General features: G+C 42.9%; 15 protein-coding genes. 3 read left to right on the top strand and 12 right to left on the bottom strand.

What is annotated here, in order from left to right; genetic code table 11:
* Window positions 1–19: 19 nt before the first annotated feature.
* Complete coding sequence (locus AC04Q4_RS14560) at window positions 20–1,006, top strand: ATP-binding protein (RefSeq protein ID WP_173737886.1); 987 nt, start codon at window positions 20–22, stop codon at window positions 1,004–1,006.
* 1 nt (window position 1,007) lies between these two features.
* Window positions 1,008–2,192: a ribose-phosphate pyrophosphokinase gene (locus AC04Q4_RS14555; RefSeq protein WP_173737887.1), complete on the top strand. Its 1,185-nt coding sequence runs from the start codon at window positions 1,008–1,010 to the stop codon at window positions 2,190–2,192.
* Between the two features lie 109 nt (window positions 2,193–2,301).
* Here the strand turns inward: AC04Q4_RS14555 and AC04Q4_RS14550 are convergent, their stop codons facing one another.
* The 9 genes from AC04Q4_RS14550 to AC04Q4_RS14510 form a co-directional block, all read right to left on the bottom strand.
* Window positions 2,302–3,855 (bottom strand): ATP-binding protein, encoded by a 1,554-nt coding sequence (locus AC04Q4_RS14550; RefSeq protein ID WP_173737888.1) that lies wholly within the window; start codon window positions 3,853–3,855, stop codon window positions 2,302–2,304.
* 57 nt (window positions 3,856–3,912) lie between these two features.
* Window positions 3,913–4,974 carry a DNA repair exonuclease gene (locus AC04Q4_RS14545; protein ID WP_178775231.1) on the bottom strand — a complete coding sequence of 354 codons (1,062 nt, stop codon included), beginning with the start codon at window positions 4,972–4,974 and terminating at the stop codon, window positions 3,913–3,915.
* A 106-nt stretch (window positions 4,975–5,080) separates the two neighbouring features.
* Window positions 5,081–6,472, bottom strand: a complete 1,392-nt coding sequence (gene asnS / locus AC04Q4_RS14540) for an asparagine--tRNA ligase (RefSeq protein WP_173737890.1) — start codon at window positions 6,470–6,472, stop codon at window positions 5,081–5,083.
* Between the two features lie 199 nt (window positions 6,473–6,671).
* Window positions 6,672–8,153 (bottom strand): InlB B-repeat-containing protein, encoded by a 1,482-nt coding sequence (locus AC04Q4_RS14535; protein ID WP_173755842.1) that lies wholly within the window; start codon window positions 8,151–8,153, stop codon window positions 6,672–6,674.
* Window positions 8,154–8,258: 105 nt separating this feature from the next.
* Window positions 8,259–9,749, bottom strand: a complete 1,491-nt coding sequence (gene galT, locus AC04Q4_RS14530) for a UDP-glucose--hexose-1-phosphate uridylyltransferase (RefSeq protein ID WP_173737892.1) — start codon at window positions 9,747–9,749, stop codon at window positions 8,259–8,261.
* Between the two features lie 138 nt (window positions 9,750–9,887).
* A complete protein-coding gene (locus AC04Q4_RS14525) occupies window positions 9,888–12,341 on the bottom strand; it encodes a cysteine peptidase family C39 domain-containing protein (RefSeq protein ID WP_476389196.1) in 2,454 nt (817 codons plus the stop codon).
* Window position 12,342: 1 nt separating this feature from the next.
* Entirely contained in the window at window positions 12,343–13,506 is a 1,164-nt protein-coding gene (locus AC04Q4_RS14520; protein ID WP_476389218.1) for a methyltransferase, read from the bottom strand.
* A gap of 61 nt (window positions 13,507–13,567) precedes the next feature.
* Window positions 13,568–13,942, bottom strand: coding sequence for a hypothetical protein (locus AC04Q4_RS14515; protein WP_173737894.1), 375 nt, complete (start codon window positions 13,940–13,942; stop codon window positions 13,568–13,570).
* A gap of 78 nt (window positions 13,943–14,020) precedes the next feature.
* Window positions 14,021–14,722, bottom strand: coding sequence for a 5'-methylthioadenosine/adenosylhomocysteine nucleosidase (locus AC04Q4_RS14510; protein WP_173737895.1), 702 nt, complete (start codon window positions 14,720–14,722; stop codon window positions 14,021–14,023).
* A 346-nt stretch (window positions 14,723–15,068) separates the two neighbouring features.
* Here AC04Q4_RS14510 and AC04Q4_RS14505 point away from each other — a divergent pair, with 346 nt between their 5' ends.
* Window positions 15,069–15,317 carry a TIGR03905 family TSCPD domain-containing protein gene (locus AC04Q4_RS14505; RefSeq protein WP_173737896.1) on the top strand — a complete coding sequence of 83 codons (249 nt, stop codon included), beginning with the start codon at window positions 15,069–15,071 and terminating at the stop codon, window positions 15,315–15,317.
* 66 nt (window positions 15,318–15,383) lie between these two features.
* On the opposite strand, the gene AC04Q4_RS14500 is transcribed toward AC04Q4_RS14505, so the two are convergent.
* The 3 genes from AC04Q4_RS14500 to AC04Q4_RS14490 form a co-directional block, all read right to left on the bottom strand.
* Window positions 15,384–17,000, bottom strand: coding sequence for an MBL fold metallo-hydrolase RNA specificity domain-containing protein (locus AC04Q4_RS14500; RefSeq protein WP_173737897.1), 1,617 nt, complete (start codon window positions 16,998–17,000; stop codon window positions 15,384–15,386).
* A gap of 306 nt (window positions 17,001–17,306) precedes the next feature.
* Window positions 17,307–17,777: a DUF6147 family protein gene (locus AC04Q4_RS14495; RefSeq protein ID WP_476389195.1), complete on the bottom strand. Its 471-nt coding sequence runs from the start codon at window positions 17,775–17,777 to the stop codon at window positions 17,307–17,309.
* Between the two features lie 59 nt (window positions 17,778–17,836).
* A complete protein-coding gene (locus AC04Q4_RS14490) occupies window positions 17,837–18,712 on the bottom strand; it encodes a DUF4367 domain-containing protein (protein WP_476389194.1) in 876 nt (291 codons plus the stop codon).
* Window positions 18,713–18,800: the final 88 nt, after the last annotated feature.

Below are 18,800 nucleotides of genomic sequence, written 5' to 3'. Positions count from 1 at the left end.
TATCAATAAGGAGCTTTTTATGCCTTTACAGAATTTTCAGTATGATACTATAATGAGAGAATACAGTCGCCGTCAGGCCCAGAACCACCGTATCCTGGAGGAGCACACTTCCCGGGCTTATGCGAAGATTCCCCGTCTTAAGGAGATTGACGATGAGGTTGCTACTTTAAGTGCTGACAAAGTACGGCGGCTTTTAAGCGGCAGGGAAAAGGGAACTTCTGATCTGAAAGCAGCTATCCAGGAGCTTTCCGATGAGAGGATCACTCTTCTCGTTGCCAACGGTTTTCCCGGGGATTATCTGGAGATGCCCTACACCTGCCCGCTCTGCCAGGACACCGGCTATATTGGCAGCAAAAAATGCACCTGTTTCAGGAAAGCTGAGATCGAACTGCTTTATGCACAGTCTAATCTTAACGAAATTCTTGAAAAAGAGAATTTTGACAGCTTTTCATTTGACTATTATTCTGCTACAATAAAAAACGAAGCCACGGGACTGTCTGCTCTGGATACAGCCAGGCGGGCCTACGACACTGCACAGCGTTTTGTGCAGGACTTCGATCACAAATTCGAAAATCTGTTTTTGTATGGCGATACCGGCGTGGGAAAAACTTTTCTCTCACACTGCATCGCGCGGGAGCTTCTCAGATCCACTCACTGCGTCCTGTATTTTTCAGCCTATGATCTCTTTGATATGATGGCTGCGAATTCTTTTTCCCGAAAAGATACAGGCACGGATGAAGAACTGATCTATGACTGCGACCTTCTTATCATTGATGACCTTGGAACGGAGCTTACCAACAGCTTTGTGTCCTCGCAGCTTTTTCTCTGTCTCAATGAGCGTATCATGCGCAGGAAATCTACGATCATTTCCACGAATCTGACGCTCAAAAATTTCTCGGATACCTATTCCGAGAGAACTTTTTCCCGAATCGCAAGCAACTATCAGATGATCTCACTGATCGGGAAAGACATCCGTATACAGAAAATTTTTTTAGGAGGAAATTAAAATGGCACTGGTAACTACAAAAGATTTTTCCACACTTCCGGTAGGAAGACTTGGACTGATTCCCCTTCAGAGCTGCAGCACATTAGGCAGTAAGGTGAATGACTGGCTGGTTAAATGGCGTGTCGAGAGACAGTATCCGGGAATGGATTCTTTCGCATTCGAGGGATACAAACGCGATTCCTACATTATTGAAGCCAAGAATCCTCGTTTCGGTTCCGGTGAAGCCAAGTGTACCATCAACGAATCCGTCCGCGGTGACGATATCTATGTTATGGTAGATGTGACTAACTATAGCCTGTCCTATCCGATCGGACCTTACACCAACCTCATGTCTCCGGATGATCACTTCCAGGATATGAAGCGTGTCATTGCTGCCATCGGCGGAAAAGCCCGCAGAGTTAACGTAATCATGCCATATCTTTATGAGAGCCGCCAGGACAAACGTGTCGGAAGAGAGTCTCTTGACTGTGCCAATGCACTTCATGAACTGATCGATATGGGAGTTGAGAACATCATCACTTTCGATGCACATGATTCCCGTGTACAGAACGCTACTCCGCTCCACGGATTCGAAACTGTACAGCCATCCTATCAGTTTATCAAAGCTCTTCTTAACAACGAAGAGGGGCTTCATATTGACAAAGATCATTTCATGACCATCAGCCCGGATGAGGGAAGCATGAGCCGTGCCATCTATCTTGCCAACGTACTTGGTGTTGATATGGGTATGTATTACAAGCGTCTCGACTACTCAAGATATGTAAACGGCCGCCATCCGATCGCTGCATATGAGTTCCTTGGACCGAAGCTTGAGGGCAAAGACATGATCCTCATCGATGATATGATCTCTTCTGGCGATACCATCATTAAAATTGCTTCTCTCCTTAAAGAGAAAGGTGCCGGCAAAGTTTACATTTGCTCCACTTTCGGATTCTTCACAGACGGACTTGAGAAATTCGATGAAGCTCATAAGAAAGGTTACTTTGACAAGCTCCTCACAACCAACCTGGTTTACCAGTCACCGGAGCTTCTTGAGAAACCGTATTACATCAGCTGTGACATGAGCAAGTATATTGCGCTGATCATTGATACACTGAATCATGATACATCTATCAGCCACCTTCTCAACCCGGTAGACAGAATCAAACGCTGTGTAAACAACTACATGAGCCAGTATGAGAAATAATTTTCCACCTGAAATACAATAAAGCTATAACAAAAATACCCCGGTTCTCTGTTCGGACGGATATTCGTAATCCGCACTCGCTGAAAACCGGGGCATTTTAACGCACTGATCATACCTGCAGCAATATTTTCTGATATGAAATTCCCTCTTTATCCAGGATCTCCATCTCTCTTTTATGGCAGGTGCTTATGATCACCTGTCTGTTTTCTTTATCAAGCCATCGAAGCACAGAGGCCAGACGTTCTTCATCATACATTCCAAACACATCATCCAGGATCACCGGAAAAGCTTCTTCCCTGCAAAAAAGCTCTCCTGCTGCCATACGCAGTGCAAAATATATCTGCTCCAGAGTTCCTCTGCTCAGTCTTCCGGCCGGAACTGTCCGTTCTCCTGTATTAACAAAAATATGAAGCTCCTCGTCCATGATCACTTCTTTATATTTGCCGCCGGTGATCTCACTTAGGATCTGCGAAGTACGGTGCTTCAGCCTGTCCCCGACCTGATCCGTGATATTTCCGGAAAGAGCCTCTATGGTTTCCATCGCCATATTAAGTGCCTGTATCTCCGTTTCCTCCGGCGTCATTACTTCGGTATTCTCCTCACACTCAGCAAGCTCAGCCTGAAGATTGGAAAGAGCCGTATATTTCTCCTCATAATCCTGATTCAGATTGTTTCTGCTCCAGGTAAGTTCATCATGTCTGGAAAGCCAGCGTTCTCTCTGCCGCTCACGCTTGTTCAGCTCACGGCTAAGCCTTGTACGGAAAAACAACGCCGCAACGCTGACTGCCGCAGCTGCAACGCCGGCCAGGACACTTAAGATCACATAGCTGGAAAAAGCCGCCAGACAGCCAGTACCTGCAATTCCTCCAATTACTGCCACAGCAAGTACAGCATCTGTCGCTTCCCGTCTCTTTTTTACCCTGTCAATACGCAGATCCAGCAGATCTTCAGCACTTCTGTCCCGGGTTCCCATATTCATTCCATCCTGCTGCTGCGTTACTTTATTCCGCTTCTCATCCAGTTCCCGGATCTCTTTTCGGATATAATCCATATTGGAAGAAATCTTTTCCCGCTCTTTTTCCAGTTCTTTCTTTCTGCGGGCAGATTCTGTCATATAACCTTTTCTTGACATCTTAAGCATCTGCATAGCTCTGCCCATATCAATGGAACTGTCTCCTGCTCCCTGATAGCTGGCCATATAATTCTGCAGCTCCCGCACAAGATCACGGCCTGTAACACTCTTAAGCTGTGCTACTGAAACCGTATTGTCATAAACAGCTTCACTTACATTTCCGAGAATGGCCTCCAAAGCCCCCTGTTCTGCATCCACAAGGCTTCCGTCATCCTCACAGAGAAGTTCTCCGAATTTTTTTTCTTTATAAAAATTTCTGGTAAGACGATAATTCTTTCCGCCGGATGTAAACCACATGATTCCACCATACTCAACCGGATTCTCCCAGGGCTCATATTTCGTATATGTATCGTTCTGCGCCGCTTTGCCGCGGAGCCTGCGCACTCCGTAAAGCATGGAACGGATAAATGTATGTGTCGTTGTTTTACCGCTTTCATTCTCTCCATAGAGCACGTTCAGTCCCGGAGAAAGTACCACATCCTTATCCCGTATTTTACCGAAATTTTTTATTTTCAAACGTCTGATGACCATTTTTTCAGCAATCCTCCTGTGAACAGCAACCGTTATCCTGTCTTCCGCCTTTCCCTGTCATCTCCTGCTTCCAGTCTCCAGAAGAGCCTGCAAGCCGTAATACAGAGCTTTTTTTTCTACAGTATCCAATTCTCCCTTTGAGAGAAAATAACCGATATAATCACCGATCAGCGTACCGCTGTAGCGTTTGTAAAGCTCCGAAAGATCATAGGCTGGCCAGGATTCATCGATCACATCTGTGATGTTTCCCAGATTTTTCAGTTTTTCCGGGATCAGCAGAAGATCCGGTGACCGCATTCCCTGAAGGATAATACGGTAGATATTTCTTCCGCCTCTGCGGAATATCTGCGATTTCACAGCTTCTTCCAGCGATATCTGCGTGGTTTCCTCGTGAAGTGTCAGTATCAGCTGCTGATAGGAACGGCATGCAAAAGGCACAAATTCCGTACGGATTCTGCCATTTATAAGCCTTCCTTCCATGTATCCATGATCACCTGTATCATTTCTGTCTATCGGTTCCAGTGCCCCTGAAAAAGCGGCCTGATCCCTGATGAGGATCTGTGGTTTATGAATGTGTCCAAGTGCTATGTAATCAAATCCTGCTGCTGCCAGAGATGCAGCACTGAGCGGTATATGCTTCTCATCCCCGCCGTGTGCAAGAAGAATGTGAATGCCTTCCTCCTGGATCGGAGATGCTTTGTCATAAAGCCCCTCTTTTATTTCCCTGTCATAATAGCTGAGTCCGTATACATAAACATCCAGTTTCGAATCTTTAACGTAAGTAAGCTCTCTGTTCTTAAAGAATGTGACGTTGGGATTCCATTCAAATGTATTATAAAAAGAATCCCTGCTGATAAAATCATGGTTTCCGGCCATAAGATATACCCTTGTATCCGGGATGGTGGAAAACAGATAATTTACTTCTTTAAGTTCTCTCATTAGCGGCTGGCGGTGGAACAGATCTCCGGATATAAATAGCAAATCCACCGGGTCTTGGCGGATGCCCGCAATAACCCGGCGGAAAGTATTCCAGATTTCTTCCTCCCGCTCTTTGCTCCATGGGCATCCCCTGTCAGGAACAGCTCCCAGGTGCACGTCTGCAAGATGAATAAATCTCATAATGTTCTCCCTTGTTGTGTATTACTCAAAATCAGTGTTACAGAACCTGTTCTTCAGCTCTGCCGCTTACAGCACAAAATGTTCATGCTGCTGATATCAGAGCAGATTAAAGATCGCAGTTCTTTACAGTTCTCGGGAATGGGATCACGTCACGGATGTTGCCCATTCCTGTAAGATACATTACACATCTCTCAAATCCAAGTCCGAATCCTGAATGACGGGTAGAACCGTATTTACGAAGATCCAGATAGAAATCGTAATCTTCCGGTTTAAGTCCAAGCTCGTCCATACGTGCTTTCAGTTTACCGTAGTCATCCTCTCTCTGGCTTCCTCCGATGATCTCTCCGATTCCCGGTACAAGACAGTCCATAGCTGCTACAGTCTTACCATCTTCGTTAAGTTTCATATAGAAGGCCTTGATCTCTTTCGGATAATCAGTAACAAATACAGGTCTCTTGTAGATCTGCTCTGTCAGATAACGCTCGTGCTCTGTCTGAAGATCACAGCCCCAGAATACCTTGTAATCAAATTTATCGTTATTTTTCTCAAGGATCTCAACAGCCTCTGTGTATGTTACATGTGCAAACTCGGAGTTCAGCACATGATTCAGTCTGTCAAGAAGTCCCTTGTCTACGAAGGAATTGAAGAAATTTATCTCCTCCGGTGCATTCTCAAGAACGTAACGGATCACATATTTCAGCATAGCTTCTGCAAGCTCCATAGCATCCTGAATATCTGCAAATGCACACTCCGGCTCGATCATCCAGAACTCAGCTGCATGACGTGTTGTATTGGAGTTCTCTGCACGGAAAGTTGGTCCGAATGTGTAGATATTGCGGAATGCCTGTGCAAATGTCTCACCGTTGAGCTGACCGCTTACTGTAAGATTAGTCTCTTTTCCGAAGAAGTCCTGAGAATAATCTACTTTTCCATCCTCTGTCATCGGTATGTTCTTAGGATCCAGTGTTGTTACCTGGAACATTTCTCCTGCGCCCTCACAGTCACTTCCTGTGATCAGTGGTGTATGCACATAGACAAAATCTCTCTCCTGGAAGAATTTATGAATCGCATATGCACAGAGAGAACGTACACGGAATACTGCCTGGAAAGTGTTTGTTCTCGGTCTTAAATGTGTCATAGTTCTTAAATATTCAAGACTGTGACGTTTCTTCTGAAGCGGATAATCCGGAGCAGAACCTCCCTCTACGAATACTTCTGATGCCTGGATCTCAAATGGCTGTTTCGCCTGCGGTGTTGCTACCAGTGTTCCTTTAACGATAATGGCTGCACCTACATTTAATTTGGAAACTTCTGCAAAATTCTCCATGTTATCATGATATACAATCTGAAGAGTTTCAAAAAAACTTCCATCATGAAGCACGATAAAACCAAATGCCTTGGAATCACGAACGCTGCGCACCCAGCCACCTACTGTGATCTCTTTATCAAGATACTGTTCACGGTTTCTGTAAATCTCTTTAACTGTTGTCAGTTTCATAATCTATACCTCATTCCTCATAATTCAGGATTTCCCGTCCCTTCGGACATATAAATGTCCGTATCGAATTAAGTATAGACTATTCTTATGGTTCGCGCAAGGAGTAATTGGAAGGAATTAGCTGCCCTGGTATAATTCCTGTGACATAAAAAATCCCGCATGCCGGAAAATGTGCCGACATGCGGAATCTTTTGTTCTTTTAATAGTAAATCTGGTTGATACTTCCTGTATTGAGATATATCACACTGTAATAGTAGATTCTCTTGTAGGTCCTGGTTGTATAATGAAGTCCGTCATCAGAATCTCTGTCTGTACCAACATAGGAAGCATTGGTTCCATACCCTGTTTTCATCAGCACATTGTAAGTATCAATGTATTTGTAATTTAAAGAAAGACCGGAATGGATCTTGCTGTTAAATTCCCGCACCTGTGCCTCTGTGCGGGCACCTTTTCCTGCCTTTGCGATCATGGTACTGTTCAGAGGATTCACTGACATATAGAAAAGCTTGCAGTTTTTGCTCTTCAGCGTTGATGCAATACCTGTCATATAGCTTACATAATTGCTTACATTAGCCATATCATTCACACCCAGGTTAAAGACGACCGCAATCGGAAGTGTACCTTCCGTCTTATTGATTTCTTTCAGAAGCTGTGAATATCCCTCACTCTTGAACCAGCTTAATCCCTGTCCTGCGCTGGCAATAAATGAAACTCCGCTGGTAACAGAACTGCTCATCTGTTTGTTCAGCGTTGCATTCATTCCCACTGTACGGGAATCTCCGACAAAAATCACCTTGCTGTACTTCATGTTGATCGCCGGACGCGCCATTGTTTCTGAACTGATATCCTTCTCAGTGGCACGATTAAACACTGTTGCGTACAGCGTAGTAGTCTTGCTGATCTTCAAAAGCTCTCCTGCTTCATAATCCGGTGCTGCCGAAGATCCGCTCCGTTTGGTTTTGGCCCATCCCATAAACGTATATCCTGTACTGTTAGATGCTGAAGGAAGTTTCAGATAACCGCCCTTTCCAAGAGTAACTGTCTTCCATACTGTTCCGTTTGCCTTACAGAGCTTCACACTTACCGACTGCATCTGTACTGCATAATACTTGATATTTCCGGCAATCTTGATCTTGGTTCCGGCCTTCTTCGCTGTAGATGTCTTACCGTTTACACTGGTGGACCATCCAAGGTTTACATAACCTGTTCTTGCTGGAACTGACGGCAATGTATAGTACGTACCTTCTTCTACTTTTTTCTGAAGCTTCTTATATGCAGCATTGCTGCTTCCATTTCCAAGATAAAAGCTTACTGTATAATATTTACTCTTTCTCCGGACAGCATAGAGTTTCATATCTTTTTTGACTTTCACTCTGGCTCCGGCTTTATATACCACCTTGCTGCTTCCCTTGGTCGTGGTCCATCCAAGACTCTGATAGCCTACAGCTTTCGGAACTGCCGGAAGCTTGATCCTGGTATTCAGCGTAACATTTCTTGTCAGTGACGTATACGTCTTGCTTGTACTGGTGCCAGAGTTGTTATTGAACTTCACTGTATATACAAGCTTGCTTGCAGATACCTTCTGTGAAGCTGCCGGCATAAAGATCAGTGCCATTGCAACAACCGCCAGCAAAAGCCATTTTATACGAAAGGCTTTTCCGGTTCTTTCTGTTTTCTTCATATAAATGCTCCTCCTGAAATATACATCTGTCATGTTTCATACAGGAAATTCTCTTTCCGGCTGCCACAGCCGGAGATATCAGATTACCGGTCTGCCTCTGAAGCCTTACAGAGTGTTGATAAATCTCATAAATGCATCCCTGCCCTCTGGTGTACATTTATAAACGCCGGCATCCTCCAGAACATGAACAAATACGTTTCCAACTTCCCTGCGGAGAACTTCCTGGATATTATTTTTGTCAAGTTTCTCATATTTCGGCAGAAATTCTGCAACCCATGCCGCATGCTTCTCGATTTTTTCATTGGAAGCGACATCTCTGCCACTTAAGATGTACTCTTCCAGAAGCTCCAGCTCCTCTTTCAGACGTGCCGGAAGAACAGCCAGACCCATAACCTCGATAAGTCCGATGTTCTCTTTCTTAATATGGTGATAGCATGCATGTGGATGATAAACACCCAGCGGGTTCTCTTCTGTTGTAATGTTATTACGCAATGTCAGATCCAGCTCAAAAGTATCTCCGACTTTACGTGCGATCGGCGTAATTGTATTATGCGGCTCTCCGTCTGTCTCTGCAAAAATAAATGCTGCCTCATCTGTGTAGCTTCTCCAGTTCGCCAGTACATGCGTTGCCAGATCGATCAGTCTCTTCTCATCTTTGCTGCGGATACGCAGAACAGAAAGAGGCCATTTCACAATACCGGCTTCTACATCTTCATATCCCGGAATCGTCACATGTTTCTCAATCTCAGCCTTGGCCATGGCAAATGTATAATGACCACCCTGGAAATGATCATGGCTTAAGATTGATCCGCCTACGATCGGAAGGTCTGCATTGGAGCCCAGGAAATAATGTGGAAACAGTTTTACGAAATCAAACAGTTTCACAAATGTATTTCTCTCGATTTTCATTGGTGTATGCTGGCTGTTGAACACAATACAATGCTCATTATAGTAAACATACGGTGAATACTGGAATCCCCACGGACTGTCATTAACAGTGATCGGAATGATCCTGTGGTTCTCTCTCGCCGGATGATTGACTCTTCCTGCATAACCTTCATTCTCCGGACAAAGCAGGCATTTCGGATAACTGCTGGATTTTACAAGCTTAGCAGCAGCAATCGCCTTCGGGTCTTTCTCCGGTTTGGAAAGGTTGATGGTGATGTCAATCTTACCATACTCACTGTCAACTGTCCACTTCTGGTCTTTTTTAACGCGGTAGCGTCTGATATAGTTACTGTCCTGGCTCAGCTTATAAAAATAATCGGTAGCCTTCTCCGGGTCTTCCTTATAAGCATCCCAGAACTCTTTCTGAACCTGTGCCGGACGGGGCATCAGACAATTCATAAGTTTTGTATCAAAAAGATCTCTGTATACAACACTGTCCTCTATAATTCCCCTCTTTACAGCTTCATCCAGAAGCTCATTCAATACTTCTTCCAAGTCAATTTTAGCATACTCTGTTTCCGGTTCTGTATACTCACTTTCACCAAAAACATCCAGAAGAAGATTCGTCGTATAGATTCTCTCACACTCCGGTGTGATTCCTCTTTCTACTCCATACTGCACCAGTTTTTTGATACTTTCACTTAACATTGCATTTTCCCCTTTCCTGTCGCGCTTTTGCTTCGGCAGACAGGTATTCAGCCTGTCCGCCTTTTATGCTAAACGGATAATTCCGTTTCGCTGTCTTTGCTTCATCCCATTATCCATACCCGGATCACAGGATCCCCGTTACTCTGTAACGTTTTCTATATAGGTCAAAAATACATTTCCTGCACTCTGAAACAATGCCGTGCTGTCATTCATTCCATATGGGCTTGTCTGCCCTGTTGACGGATCATAAAGATATGTGTTGTATTCATCATAACCTACGATCACAACACTTGAATTATCCCCTGTTTTTGCAATTACCGGACGCTGCGCGCTTACCTCGTAAAGAACATTATCAAGGCTGCAGCCTGTAAGATCAATTACAGTTCCCGCATCGCCAAGTCCATCCTGAAGTTCCTGTTTCTTCCAGTTCGCTGTGCGGATGATCTCCGGTACATCTTCTATATTAAGCTGGATCTTCGTTTTCTTATTTCCCCTCTCCCAGACATACTGCTGTGCACGGTTAAGTACAACACCGGTCTGATCGTCAGCACGTTTCACAGCTGCTGCCGGATCTGTATAGATACAATCCAGAGATCCATAAGCATAAACATAATAAAGTTCACCCTGCGGAACCGTTGTATCCAACGTTACAGAGACATCCTCCATACTCTCGATCTTGGAATAAACAAGAAGTGGATCATCTGTTTCCGGCTTTTGGCCTATCGTGAGACGGATCAGCGTTCCTGCCCGGTTTGTTGTAATCAGAGCCACATCTATCTGACTTCCGGATACCTTCTTATTGTTCATGATATTGTCTTTCTTCTGGGCTGTATAAGTATTTCCGGATTTTGCAGAAAGTTCGAATTCCATCATTGTTGTACCAACCGTTACATTTGTAATGTAAAGCCCGTCCTGATGGTATTCTTTTTTCAGTTTTCCTTCAAAACTTTCAATACGGAAAGTACTGATTCCCTCTTTCTCATGACCATTCTCATCTGTGAGGATATCTCCATCTGCAACAATTCCATAAATAAAATCTTCGTTCATGAATCCAAGTGCACGGAGCTTCTGTCCGCTTTCAGGGGCAATATCCCTTGTCTTCAGGGAATCGAACTCAATCTCTCTGATCTTTCCTTCATCATCACCTGATGTTATAAGCCATGCTGCATGAGCTTTCGTGTCAGAAACCACAAAACAGTTCTGCTTGATACCTTCCTCAAGAATCTCAGAAGTTCCTTCCTCTATATTTACCTGATACAGCTTCTGCGCGAAAAGCAAGAACAGCTGATTATCTTTATTTACATAAGTAAGAGTTCCAAGATCTTCCTTCAGAAATTCGTAGGATTCTGTGCTTGGTATGAAAACCTTCTCCTCAACCACATTCCGGTCACTGTTATAATGGTAAACACAGACACCGCTGTATCCTTCATGGATTCCTCTGTTCATGTATCCATATAACACAAAATCCACATCTCCATTATCTGCCACTCGAATGATCTTGATGTCATGTTCATTACGCACATATCTGGAATCGTTGTTTTCTTCTTTACGGAAACTGAAAATTCTGGTGATCTTACCACCGGCCGGCGCATAGGACCACAGATCTCCATCCTGCTCAAAAACTACGATCGTTCCATCACTGTTCGCAGAATAGGTTACATTTTTGTCCCTGACTCCAAGAAGAAGTCCCGCATCTGAAACAACTGTCTGTGACGGATCGAAAACTTTCGTAGCGGAACGCTTGAAATCAAGCAGCATGATCCTGGTTTCTGTGTAACGCATACGATAGAATTCCGTAACATCATAGATTTCTGTTTCTCCCTCATCATCCTCTGCCGAAACCTGATAGTTCAGTGTAATACTGGCAGTTGTCTCATTAATATCATCAATCAGCGGCACACCTTCCATATAGAGCTTCGGAGCAAGTGAACCCCAGCTGATATTGGAAAGTCCGGAATTAATAGTAATATTATTGAAATTGGTTCCACCGGAGGTATCTTCTGCCTCCAGATAACCTGTCAGTTTATCGGCCTTCTCTTTATCCAGACAATTGGCAGAGAACGTTTTTACAAACTGCAGATAAGATTCTGTATTCAGCTGAGTTCTGGAAACAACTCTTGTATAGTAATAAACCTCACCTTCGCTGGTATCCAAAGTGATCTGCATGGAATATTCCTGGTTCATTCTCAAGTCACTTCCAATCTCGATCTCTGCACTCAGATAACCATTCTCTTCCTTTGTAAGATTCTTGATCTTACGGTTCTCCATGACTTTGCTTCCGTCAGAAGTACGTACCTCATAAGCAAGTCCTGTCACAGAATCCGCATAAGGATTAATCTCAAAAGTCAGCTTCTTGGTCGTATCCAGCGGTGTAATACTGCCTCGCATAAAGTCTGTCTGCATAGCCTGTTTATAGCCATACATCTTATTTGCCTGGGTACTTCCAATTTTTACCATGACTTCCGGAAGCGTAGCATCGTTCATATCCGAGCGGTTATCTGTAGACTGGCTATTCATAAGAAGAGAACTTCCAGCCACAACCACTACGAAAAGCACCAGTAATACTGCTCCTTTGCATATGATCTTCTTCATGTCATTCTCCCTTCTGTGAGATCGACTCTTCCGGATAAAGAAGACGATCCAGAGTAGGATTTACATGAAGTGCTTTCATAGACTCAGCAAAACTGTCTCTGCTCTTTTTCTTTCCGGTTTTTACTGCGCGGATCAGAATGTTCTTAGGTGTATGTTCCATATCAATAAATTCCAGAAGCTGAGTCTCATAACCTTTACTCTCAAGAAGTTCTGCCCGAAAACCGTCTGTGATCAGCGCTGCCATCCTCTCTTTCAGGATACCGTAACGCATAACAGGCTGCAGCACATCATTTCTGATCTGTCTGTTCAGTTCATGCTGGCAGCATGGAACGGACAAAATCACCTGTGCTCCCCATTCCACAGCCTTTGCCAGAGCAAAATCAGTAGCTGTATCGCAGGCATGAAGCGTAACAACCATATCTACAGAAGATACGCCTTCATAACCGGCAATATCTCCCTGATAAAAATGAAGCTTCTCATAGCCGTAAGATCTGGCCAGCTCACTGCAGTGACGGATCACATCTTCCTTCAGGTCAAGGCCTATGATATTCACATCAAATCCCTCCAGCTCCCGGAGGTAATAGTACATTGCAAAAGTCAGGTAAGATTTCCCGCAGCCAAAATCCAGGATAGTGATCTCCCTGTCTTTCGGAAGTTTCGGAAGAATATCACGGATAAATTCCAGAAAACGGTTAATCTGGCGGAATTTATCATACCTGGAAGCTACAATCTTTCCATCTTTTGTCATAACTCCCAGATCTACCAGAAACGGAGCTGCAGTTCCTTCTTTCATAATATACTGCTTCACACGATTATGCGGAGCGATCTTCGCATTCTGTACAGCTTCGTGGTGCTTCGTCTTAATGGTTGCCTTTCCTTTTTTGCTGATAAGAATGCTTCCGTCCTGTCTGCGTCCTGTTGTCTGCAGCTGACGAAATTCCTCCATGGAGCTCTCCAGATAATCAATAATCTCTTCTCTTGAATAATTCTTATGATAAACCTTAGGGCCTTCTGTCATAGAGGCCTGGTAGCAAATCTTTCCTTTCAGCTCCACAGGACGAAGCTTCACCTTTGAAGGGCCTTCGCCAGTCCTGCGGCCGCTTAAAACAGCCTGGATCAGCTGTTCATTAATTTGTTCTTCTAAAAATTCCCTTATTGTTTTCATCATATTCCCATTATATTCATTTTCTATTTTCCTGTATATGGACAGATGTTAGCAGAATCTGTCATAACACTCGACACTGTCTGCATCTGCGCCGTCTGCACCGTCTTCTGGAAATCTCCTGGTAGACTAGCACTTCGATCAGATCGTCCAGAAAACTTCCTGGCATCTCCTGCGCACTGGTGTCAGAAGATATTTCTTCTTTTACCTGGCTGCATATATGATACAGCATGAAACGATCCGGACATTCATCATAAAGCCGGCTGCCTTCATAATCCAGAAGCTGGCACTGTGCTTCTGCTTTCTCCTGGATCTTTCTGGCTGTATCCGGATAATAAGATTTCATCAGGTCAAATTCTCTTTCCTGCTCTCTCTCTTCATTATAAAAACCAGGATTTCCCTGTGCAGCATAAAACGGATAAAACTCTTGATAAAGCATAACTATTCTGCTGTCCTCTCACTGTTATCTCTTACAGTATATGCAGCAGAAATATGACGGTGCTTCTTTTATCCGGCCTTAAGCCATACGTTTCAGCATTCCCTGAGTCAGACGGACACTGTGCTCAATGGCAAGTTTCTCAAAAGCAGGGTAATCCATATTTGCACTGTTATCAGCTTTATCTGAAATCGCACGGATGATCAGAAACGGAATCCCATTAAGTGCTGCTGCCTGTCCGATCGCTGCGCCTTCCATCTCAACTGCATATGCGCTGAACTCTTTTACAATATTATCTTTCACTCCCTGATCACATACAAACTGGTCTCCGGAAGCGATTCTGCCTTCAAATACCTGGATCTCCGGATTTACCTCTGCACACACCTCATGAGCGATCTTACGAAGACCCTCATCGGCCTGGAAGGAAAACTCTTTCATCTGTGGAATCTGTCCCTTGGGATAACCAAAACCTGTCGCATCCATGTCATGGTGAAGTACATCTGTGGAAAGAACAATATCACCAATATTGATATCATTATTCAGACTTCCTGCAATACCTGTATTGATCACAGCCTCAACCTGGAAAAGATCTGCAAGAATCTGTGTACACATACCTGCATTTACCTTACCGATTCCGGACTGTACTACAACTACCTTCTTGTCTTCCAGAATACCCTCATAAAAATCCATTCCTGCTCTTGTTGTGATCTTTACATTCTCCATGACCTCTTTCAGTCTGGCAACTTCCTGTTCCATTGCACCTATGATTCCAACGCATTTCATAATTGTCAAATCCTCTCTTTCTGCCTGTATGTTATAGTACCAGATGGGCTAAAATTTTCTTTCTGGCATCTCATTTTCTTTTTCTACAACGTTCATTATAACAAATTTTATTTTTTATGGAAACTTTTTTTCGGAGATGATATAATCATTGACGTATATCGGTTACCGTTCACTGGTAATATCCCGCGAGGTGTTTTTTGTGAACGAAGGTCACAGAAAACCCGAGACATGCCGCGCGAATTTATGCGATAAGCATAAATTCTGTGCATCGCGAAGCGTGTTGCTGAGAACGGAGTGAACAGTAACGTATATCGTATTAATAAATATCAAAATGGAGGTAAATAGAATGGTTTATAAGACAAAAGGTGTCTGCGCTCAGGGAATTGAGTTCGAGATCGATGATAATAAGAAAGTTCACAACATAAAATTCACAGGCGGCTGCTCCGGAAATACCCAGGGTGTCGCTCAGCTTGCAGAAGGTATGGATGCAGATGAGGTTATCAGCCGTCTGGAAGGTATCCGCTGCGGTTTCAAGCCAACTTCATGTCCGGATCAGCTCGCTAAGGCTATCCGCGAGGCTATTGGAGAGAATTAAGAGAATTCCTTGTAATATTTCGGGCACACTGTCAGCGAATAATCCCTGACAGTGTGCTCTTTTTATTTAGATATCATCTCTGTCCCATTTATCGCACAGCGACTGTATGTCTCTTGCAAAACGGTCCAGATCTTTATTCGGGCAGCCTTCATTCTTGCGTATCACTGTCATCAGACGGCGGCCCATTGCAAGAAGCTTCTCGTATGCACGTGTAGCACGACTTGCTTTCGGAGATGCCGTAGCCCTGACAATACGGATTCCCGGAGCCTCATGGATACATTTATTCTCAAGAAGATCATACTCCGTTCCACTGAATGGTGCTGTAGCATCATATCCCAGATCTTCTTTCAGTCTCTGTGCAAAAACTTCTGTCACTGTATCGTCACCATGTGTAACAAACACATGCTTCGGCTTATTATCAAATGCTCTGGCCCAGTCCAGCAGTCCGTTCACATCTGCATGACCGCTGATTCCCGGCATTTTACATATCTCAGCAGCTACCTGAACAGTTTCACCAAACAGTTTCATTTCCGTTGCACCTTCCAGAAGAGCACGGCCAGGGGTTCCAATTGCCTGATATCCAACAAAAAGTACTGTATTCTTAGGATTCCACAGATTATGCTTCAGATGATGCTTAATACGTCCGGCATCACACATGCCACTTGCGGAAATAATAACCTTGCAATCTGCATCAAAGTTGATAGCTCTGGAATCATCCGTTGTAACAGATGTCTTCAGGCCCTGAAAAAACAACGGATTGATTCCCTTTTTCAGAAGATCCATCGCTTCCTCATCATAACAGGTATACGCATTCTCACTGAAAATCGTAGTAGCTTCATTAGCAAGCGGACTATCTACATATACTGTAAAACCATCGTGCCCGTGGATAAGCCCCTGTTCCTTGATCTGCCGTATAAAATAAAGCATCTCCTGAGTTCTGCCCACTGCAAAAGACGGGATTACCAGACTTCCGCCTCTGTCAAAAGTTCTCTGGATAATCTCAGCCAGCATCACCGGATAATCCGGACGTTCTCCATGGCTTCTGTCACCATACGTGGATTCCATAACAACGTAATCTGCTTCTTTAATATATACAGGATCCTTGATCAGCGGCTGATTTACGTTTCCGATATCTCCTGAGAATACAATTTTCTCTGTCTTATCGTCTTCTGTCATCCAAATCTCAATACTGCTGGAACCGAGAAGATGACCGGCATCCACGAAACGTACTTCAATTCCTTCCGCAGGTTTAATAATCTTATCATAAGGACATCTGACAAAATTACGCAGAACCCCCATGGCATCTTCCATTGTGTATGCAGGAATAAATTCCGGTTTACCTTCCCTTCGCCCCTTACGGTTTCGCCATTCAGCCTCAAACATCTGGATATGCGCACTGTCACGAAGCATAATATCACAAAGATTACAGGTTGCTTCTGTTGCATAGATTGGTCCCTGATATCCTTTGGCATATAATGCCGGAAGATTTCCGGAATGATCCATATGCGCATGTGTTAGAAGTACAAAATCCAGATCTCCCGGAGCTATAGGCAGATCCTTGTTCTCATAATAATCCGGTCCCTGCTCCATACCATAATCCACCAGAAATTTCCTTCCTGCAGCTTCCAGATAATAACAACTTCCGGTCACCTCATGCGTTGCACCGATAAACATTATCTTCATGAACAAGCCCCCTTTTGTCCGTCTATTTACAACTATGAAAGCAAATGATAGATATTTCGTTTATTAACTGTTATTTTATTGTATTTATTATACATGAATTTCGTGATTTTTAATAGTCTTTTTGTGAGATATATATGATTTTTTGTATTGATTTCTCTTAGAATTAACGGAGATTGTAAAATTCGATTAGAATTGTTTTATTTTTCAGATTTTTTCAAGATTCCCCAGCGATGGTAATGTAAGTTTACTGGATTTTTTTAATGGGGGTTTGGGGCACCGCTGGGGATGGTGATGAGTTTTACTTGATTACTTGATTAAAACGCCTTTTGTTAAAGTCTTTACAGACTCTTTGCTTCCATCTTTAGCTGCATGATAACCGCGTACACGATAATAATAGCCCCTTGGAACAATTACTTCCAAGCTTTTAGCCAAATGACTTACATCTGCTGCCGTGAAGCTCCAACTTTTATATGTAGAATATGTACCATTGACTTTTCTTTCCAAATATAAATCTAAATAGACTTTAGTACAATTATGATGGCACTGCGTAACTCCTCCAACAGCAACTTTATTACTTGCTAATTTAGCAATCTTTGTAGTTCCATAATTCAAATTCGTGCCTCGAAGTACACTATATGTAGTATCTTCAGAGAAATCCAGATCTGTTTCTAACACATTATCTGAAATATCTTCTGCCAAAACTGCTGTGATATTCATTCCACATAAAATTCCGACAATCATAATAACACTAATTAACCTAAATATCTTTTTTCGCATCTTCTCTCCTTCCAAACTTCCATTACATATTTAATACGAATTTATATTTAGGTTTTCGCTTAAAATCGTATATTTTTAATAAGTTTTTCAAATTCTTTTTCTTCCATTTTTCCACTAATTTGATAATATACTGCCTCCTGTTTCCAGTATGCTACATAATTTCTATCTTGGTCCTTTTTATCTTCCACTTCCATTAATGTAATTACAATATCGTCATCACTAAATTCTATTTTTTTTATTTCACGACCATCTAAACCAATTGCACTGCTATTTTGCACATCTCTATTCTGATCTACATACAAAGTTACAATTGTATTCTTATATTGATATTCCATTAAACCAAATTTTAAGTTTTTATCAACTTCATAATCTTTAAATTCAAATGTGTTAGGTCGATACACAAACCGCGGAACATTTATTTTAAGTTGTTCACTTATATTGGTTATTGCTCCTTCTTCATCCTCCTCCATCTTGCTGGAATCATTTCTTGAATCGTTTCCCAGCACTATCTTCGTATCATTCCCAGTCCAAAGCTTCACGGAATCAATAAAATAACTTCTATTAGCCTGGCTAGTCATACTCGCTGCAAATACTCCGGCAGCGCATACCAACATCACTGCCGCTACACGGGCAAGCCTATTTCTTTTTTCAGGTTTTGCAGGAAGATAAACAATTTTTACCTTCTCCGGTTCTTCTGCCTTTTCGTTAATTTTTCTATGATTATCAGCTTTCTCACTGACATTTTCTTCTTCATAAATGCCATCTGCTTTCAGTCTCTCTACAAGTCTTGCATATGCAGCTCTGGCTTCTTCTTCGGTTTCACCATCCTCAGGAATATTGCCATCTGGAAACATAATTTTTTCCATTTCATCAATTTCTTTATTATATTCCTCAGTCAACCATTTTTTCAGTTCTTCATCGCTGAAATTTCCCATTATTTTTCACCTGTAAACCCATCTTTTCTTGACAATTTCCTCTTTAGAGTTCATATTTAATGATAGTATATGACTATTCAGGAGGAAT

The sequence above is a fragment of the Blautia sp. HA8986 genome (assembly GCF_056504635.1).
The sequence above is the reverse complement of the archived record's forward strand: the minus strand, read 5'-3'. Positions and strand labels throughout refer to the sequence as shown.

Excerpts from the sequence above, each read along its gene's own strand:
- AC04Q4_RS14560 (WP_173737886.1), top strand. The coding sequence starts at position 20 with ATGCCTTTACAGAATTTTCAGTATGATACTATAATGAGAGAATACAGT.
- AC04Q4_RS14505 (WP_173737896.1), top strand. The coding sequence starts at position 15,069 with ATGGTTTATAAGACAAAAGGTGTCTGCGCTCAGGGAATTGAGTTCGAG.
- AC04Q4_RS14550 (WP_173737888.1), bottom strand. The coding sequence starts at position 3,855 with ATGGTCATCAGACGTTTGAAAATAAAAAATTTCGGTAAAATACGGGAT.
- AC04Q4_RS14495 (WP_476389195.1), bottom strand. The coding sequence starts at position 17,777 with ATGCGAAAAAAGATATTTAGGTTAATTAGTGTTATTATGATTGTCGGA.
- AC04Q4_RS14545 (WP_178775231.1), bottom strand. The coding sequence starts at position 4,974 with ATGAGATTTATTCATCTTGCAGACGTGCACCTGGGAGCTGTTCCTGAC.
- AC04Q4_RS14535 (WP_173755842.1), bottom strand. The coding sequence starts at position 8,153 with ATGAAGAAAACAGAAAGAACCGGAAAAGCCTTTCGTATAAAATGGCTT.
- AC04Q4_RS14490 (WP_476389194.1), bottom strand. The coding sequence starts at position 18,712 with ATGGGAAATTTCAGCGATGAAGAACTGAAAAAATGGTTGACTGAGGAA.
- AC04Q4_RS14525 (WP_476389196.1), bottom strand. The coding sequence starts at position 12,341 with ATGAAGAAGATCATATGCAAAGGAGCAGTATTACTGGTGCTTTTCGTA.
- AC04Q4_RS14510 (WP_173737895.1), bottom strand. The coding sequence starts at position 14,722 with ATGAAATGCGTTGGAATCATAGGTGCAATGGAACAGGAAGTTGCCAGA.
- AC04Q4_RS14555 (WP_173737887.1), top strand. The coding sequence starts at position 1,008 with ATGGCACTGGTAACTACAAAAGATTTTTCCACACTTCCGGTAGGAAGA.
- AC04Q4_RS14500 (WP_173737897.1), bottom strand. The coding sequence starts at position 17,000 with ATGAAGATAATGTTTATCGGTGCAACGCATGAGGTGACCGGAAGTTGT.
- AC04Q4_RS14515 (WP_173737894.1), bottom strand. The coding sequence starts at position 13,942 with ATGCTTTATCAAGAGTTTTATCCGTTTTATGCTGCACAGGGAAATCCT.
- galT (WP_173737892.1), bottom strand. The coding sequence starts at position 9,749 with ATGTTAAGTGAAAGTATCAAAAAACTGGTGCAGTATGGAGTAGAAAGA.
- asnS (WP_173737890.1), bottom strand. The coding sequence starts at position 6,472 with ATGAAACTGACAACAGTTAAAGAGATTTACAGAAACCGTGAACAGTAT.
- AC04Q4_RS14520 (WP_476389218.1), bottom strand. The coding sequence starts at position 13,506 with ATGAAAACAATAAGGGAATTTTTAGAAGAACAAATTAATGAACAGCTG.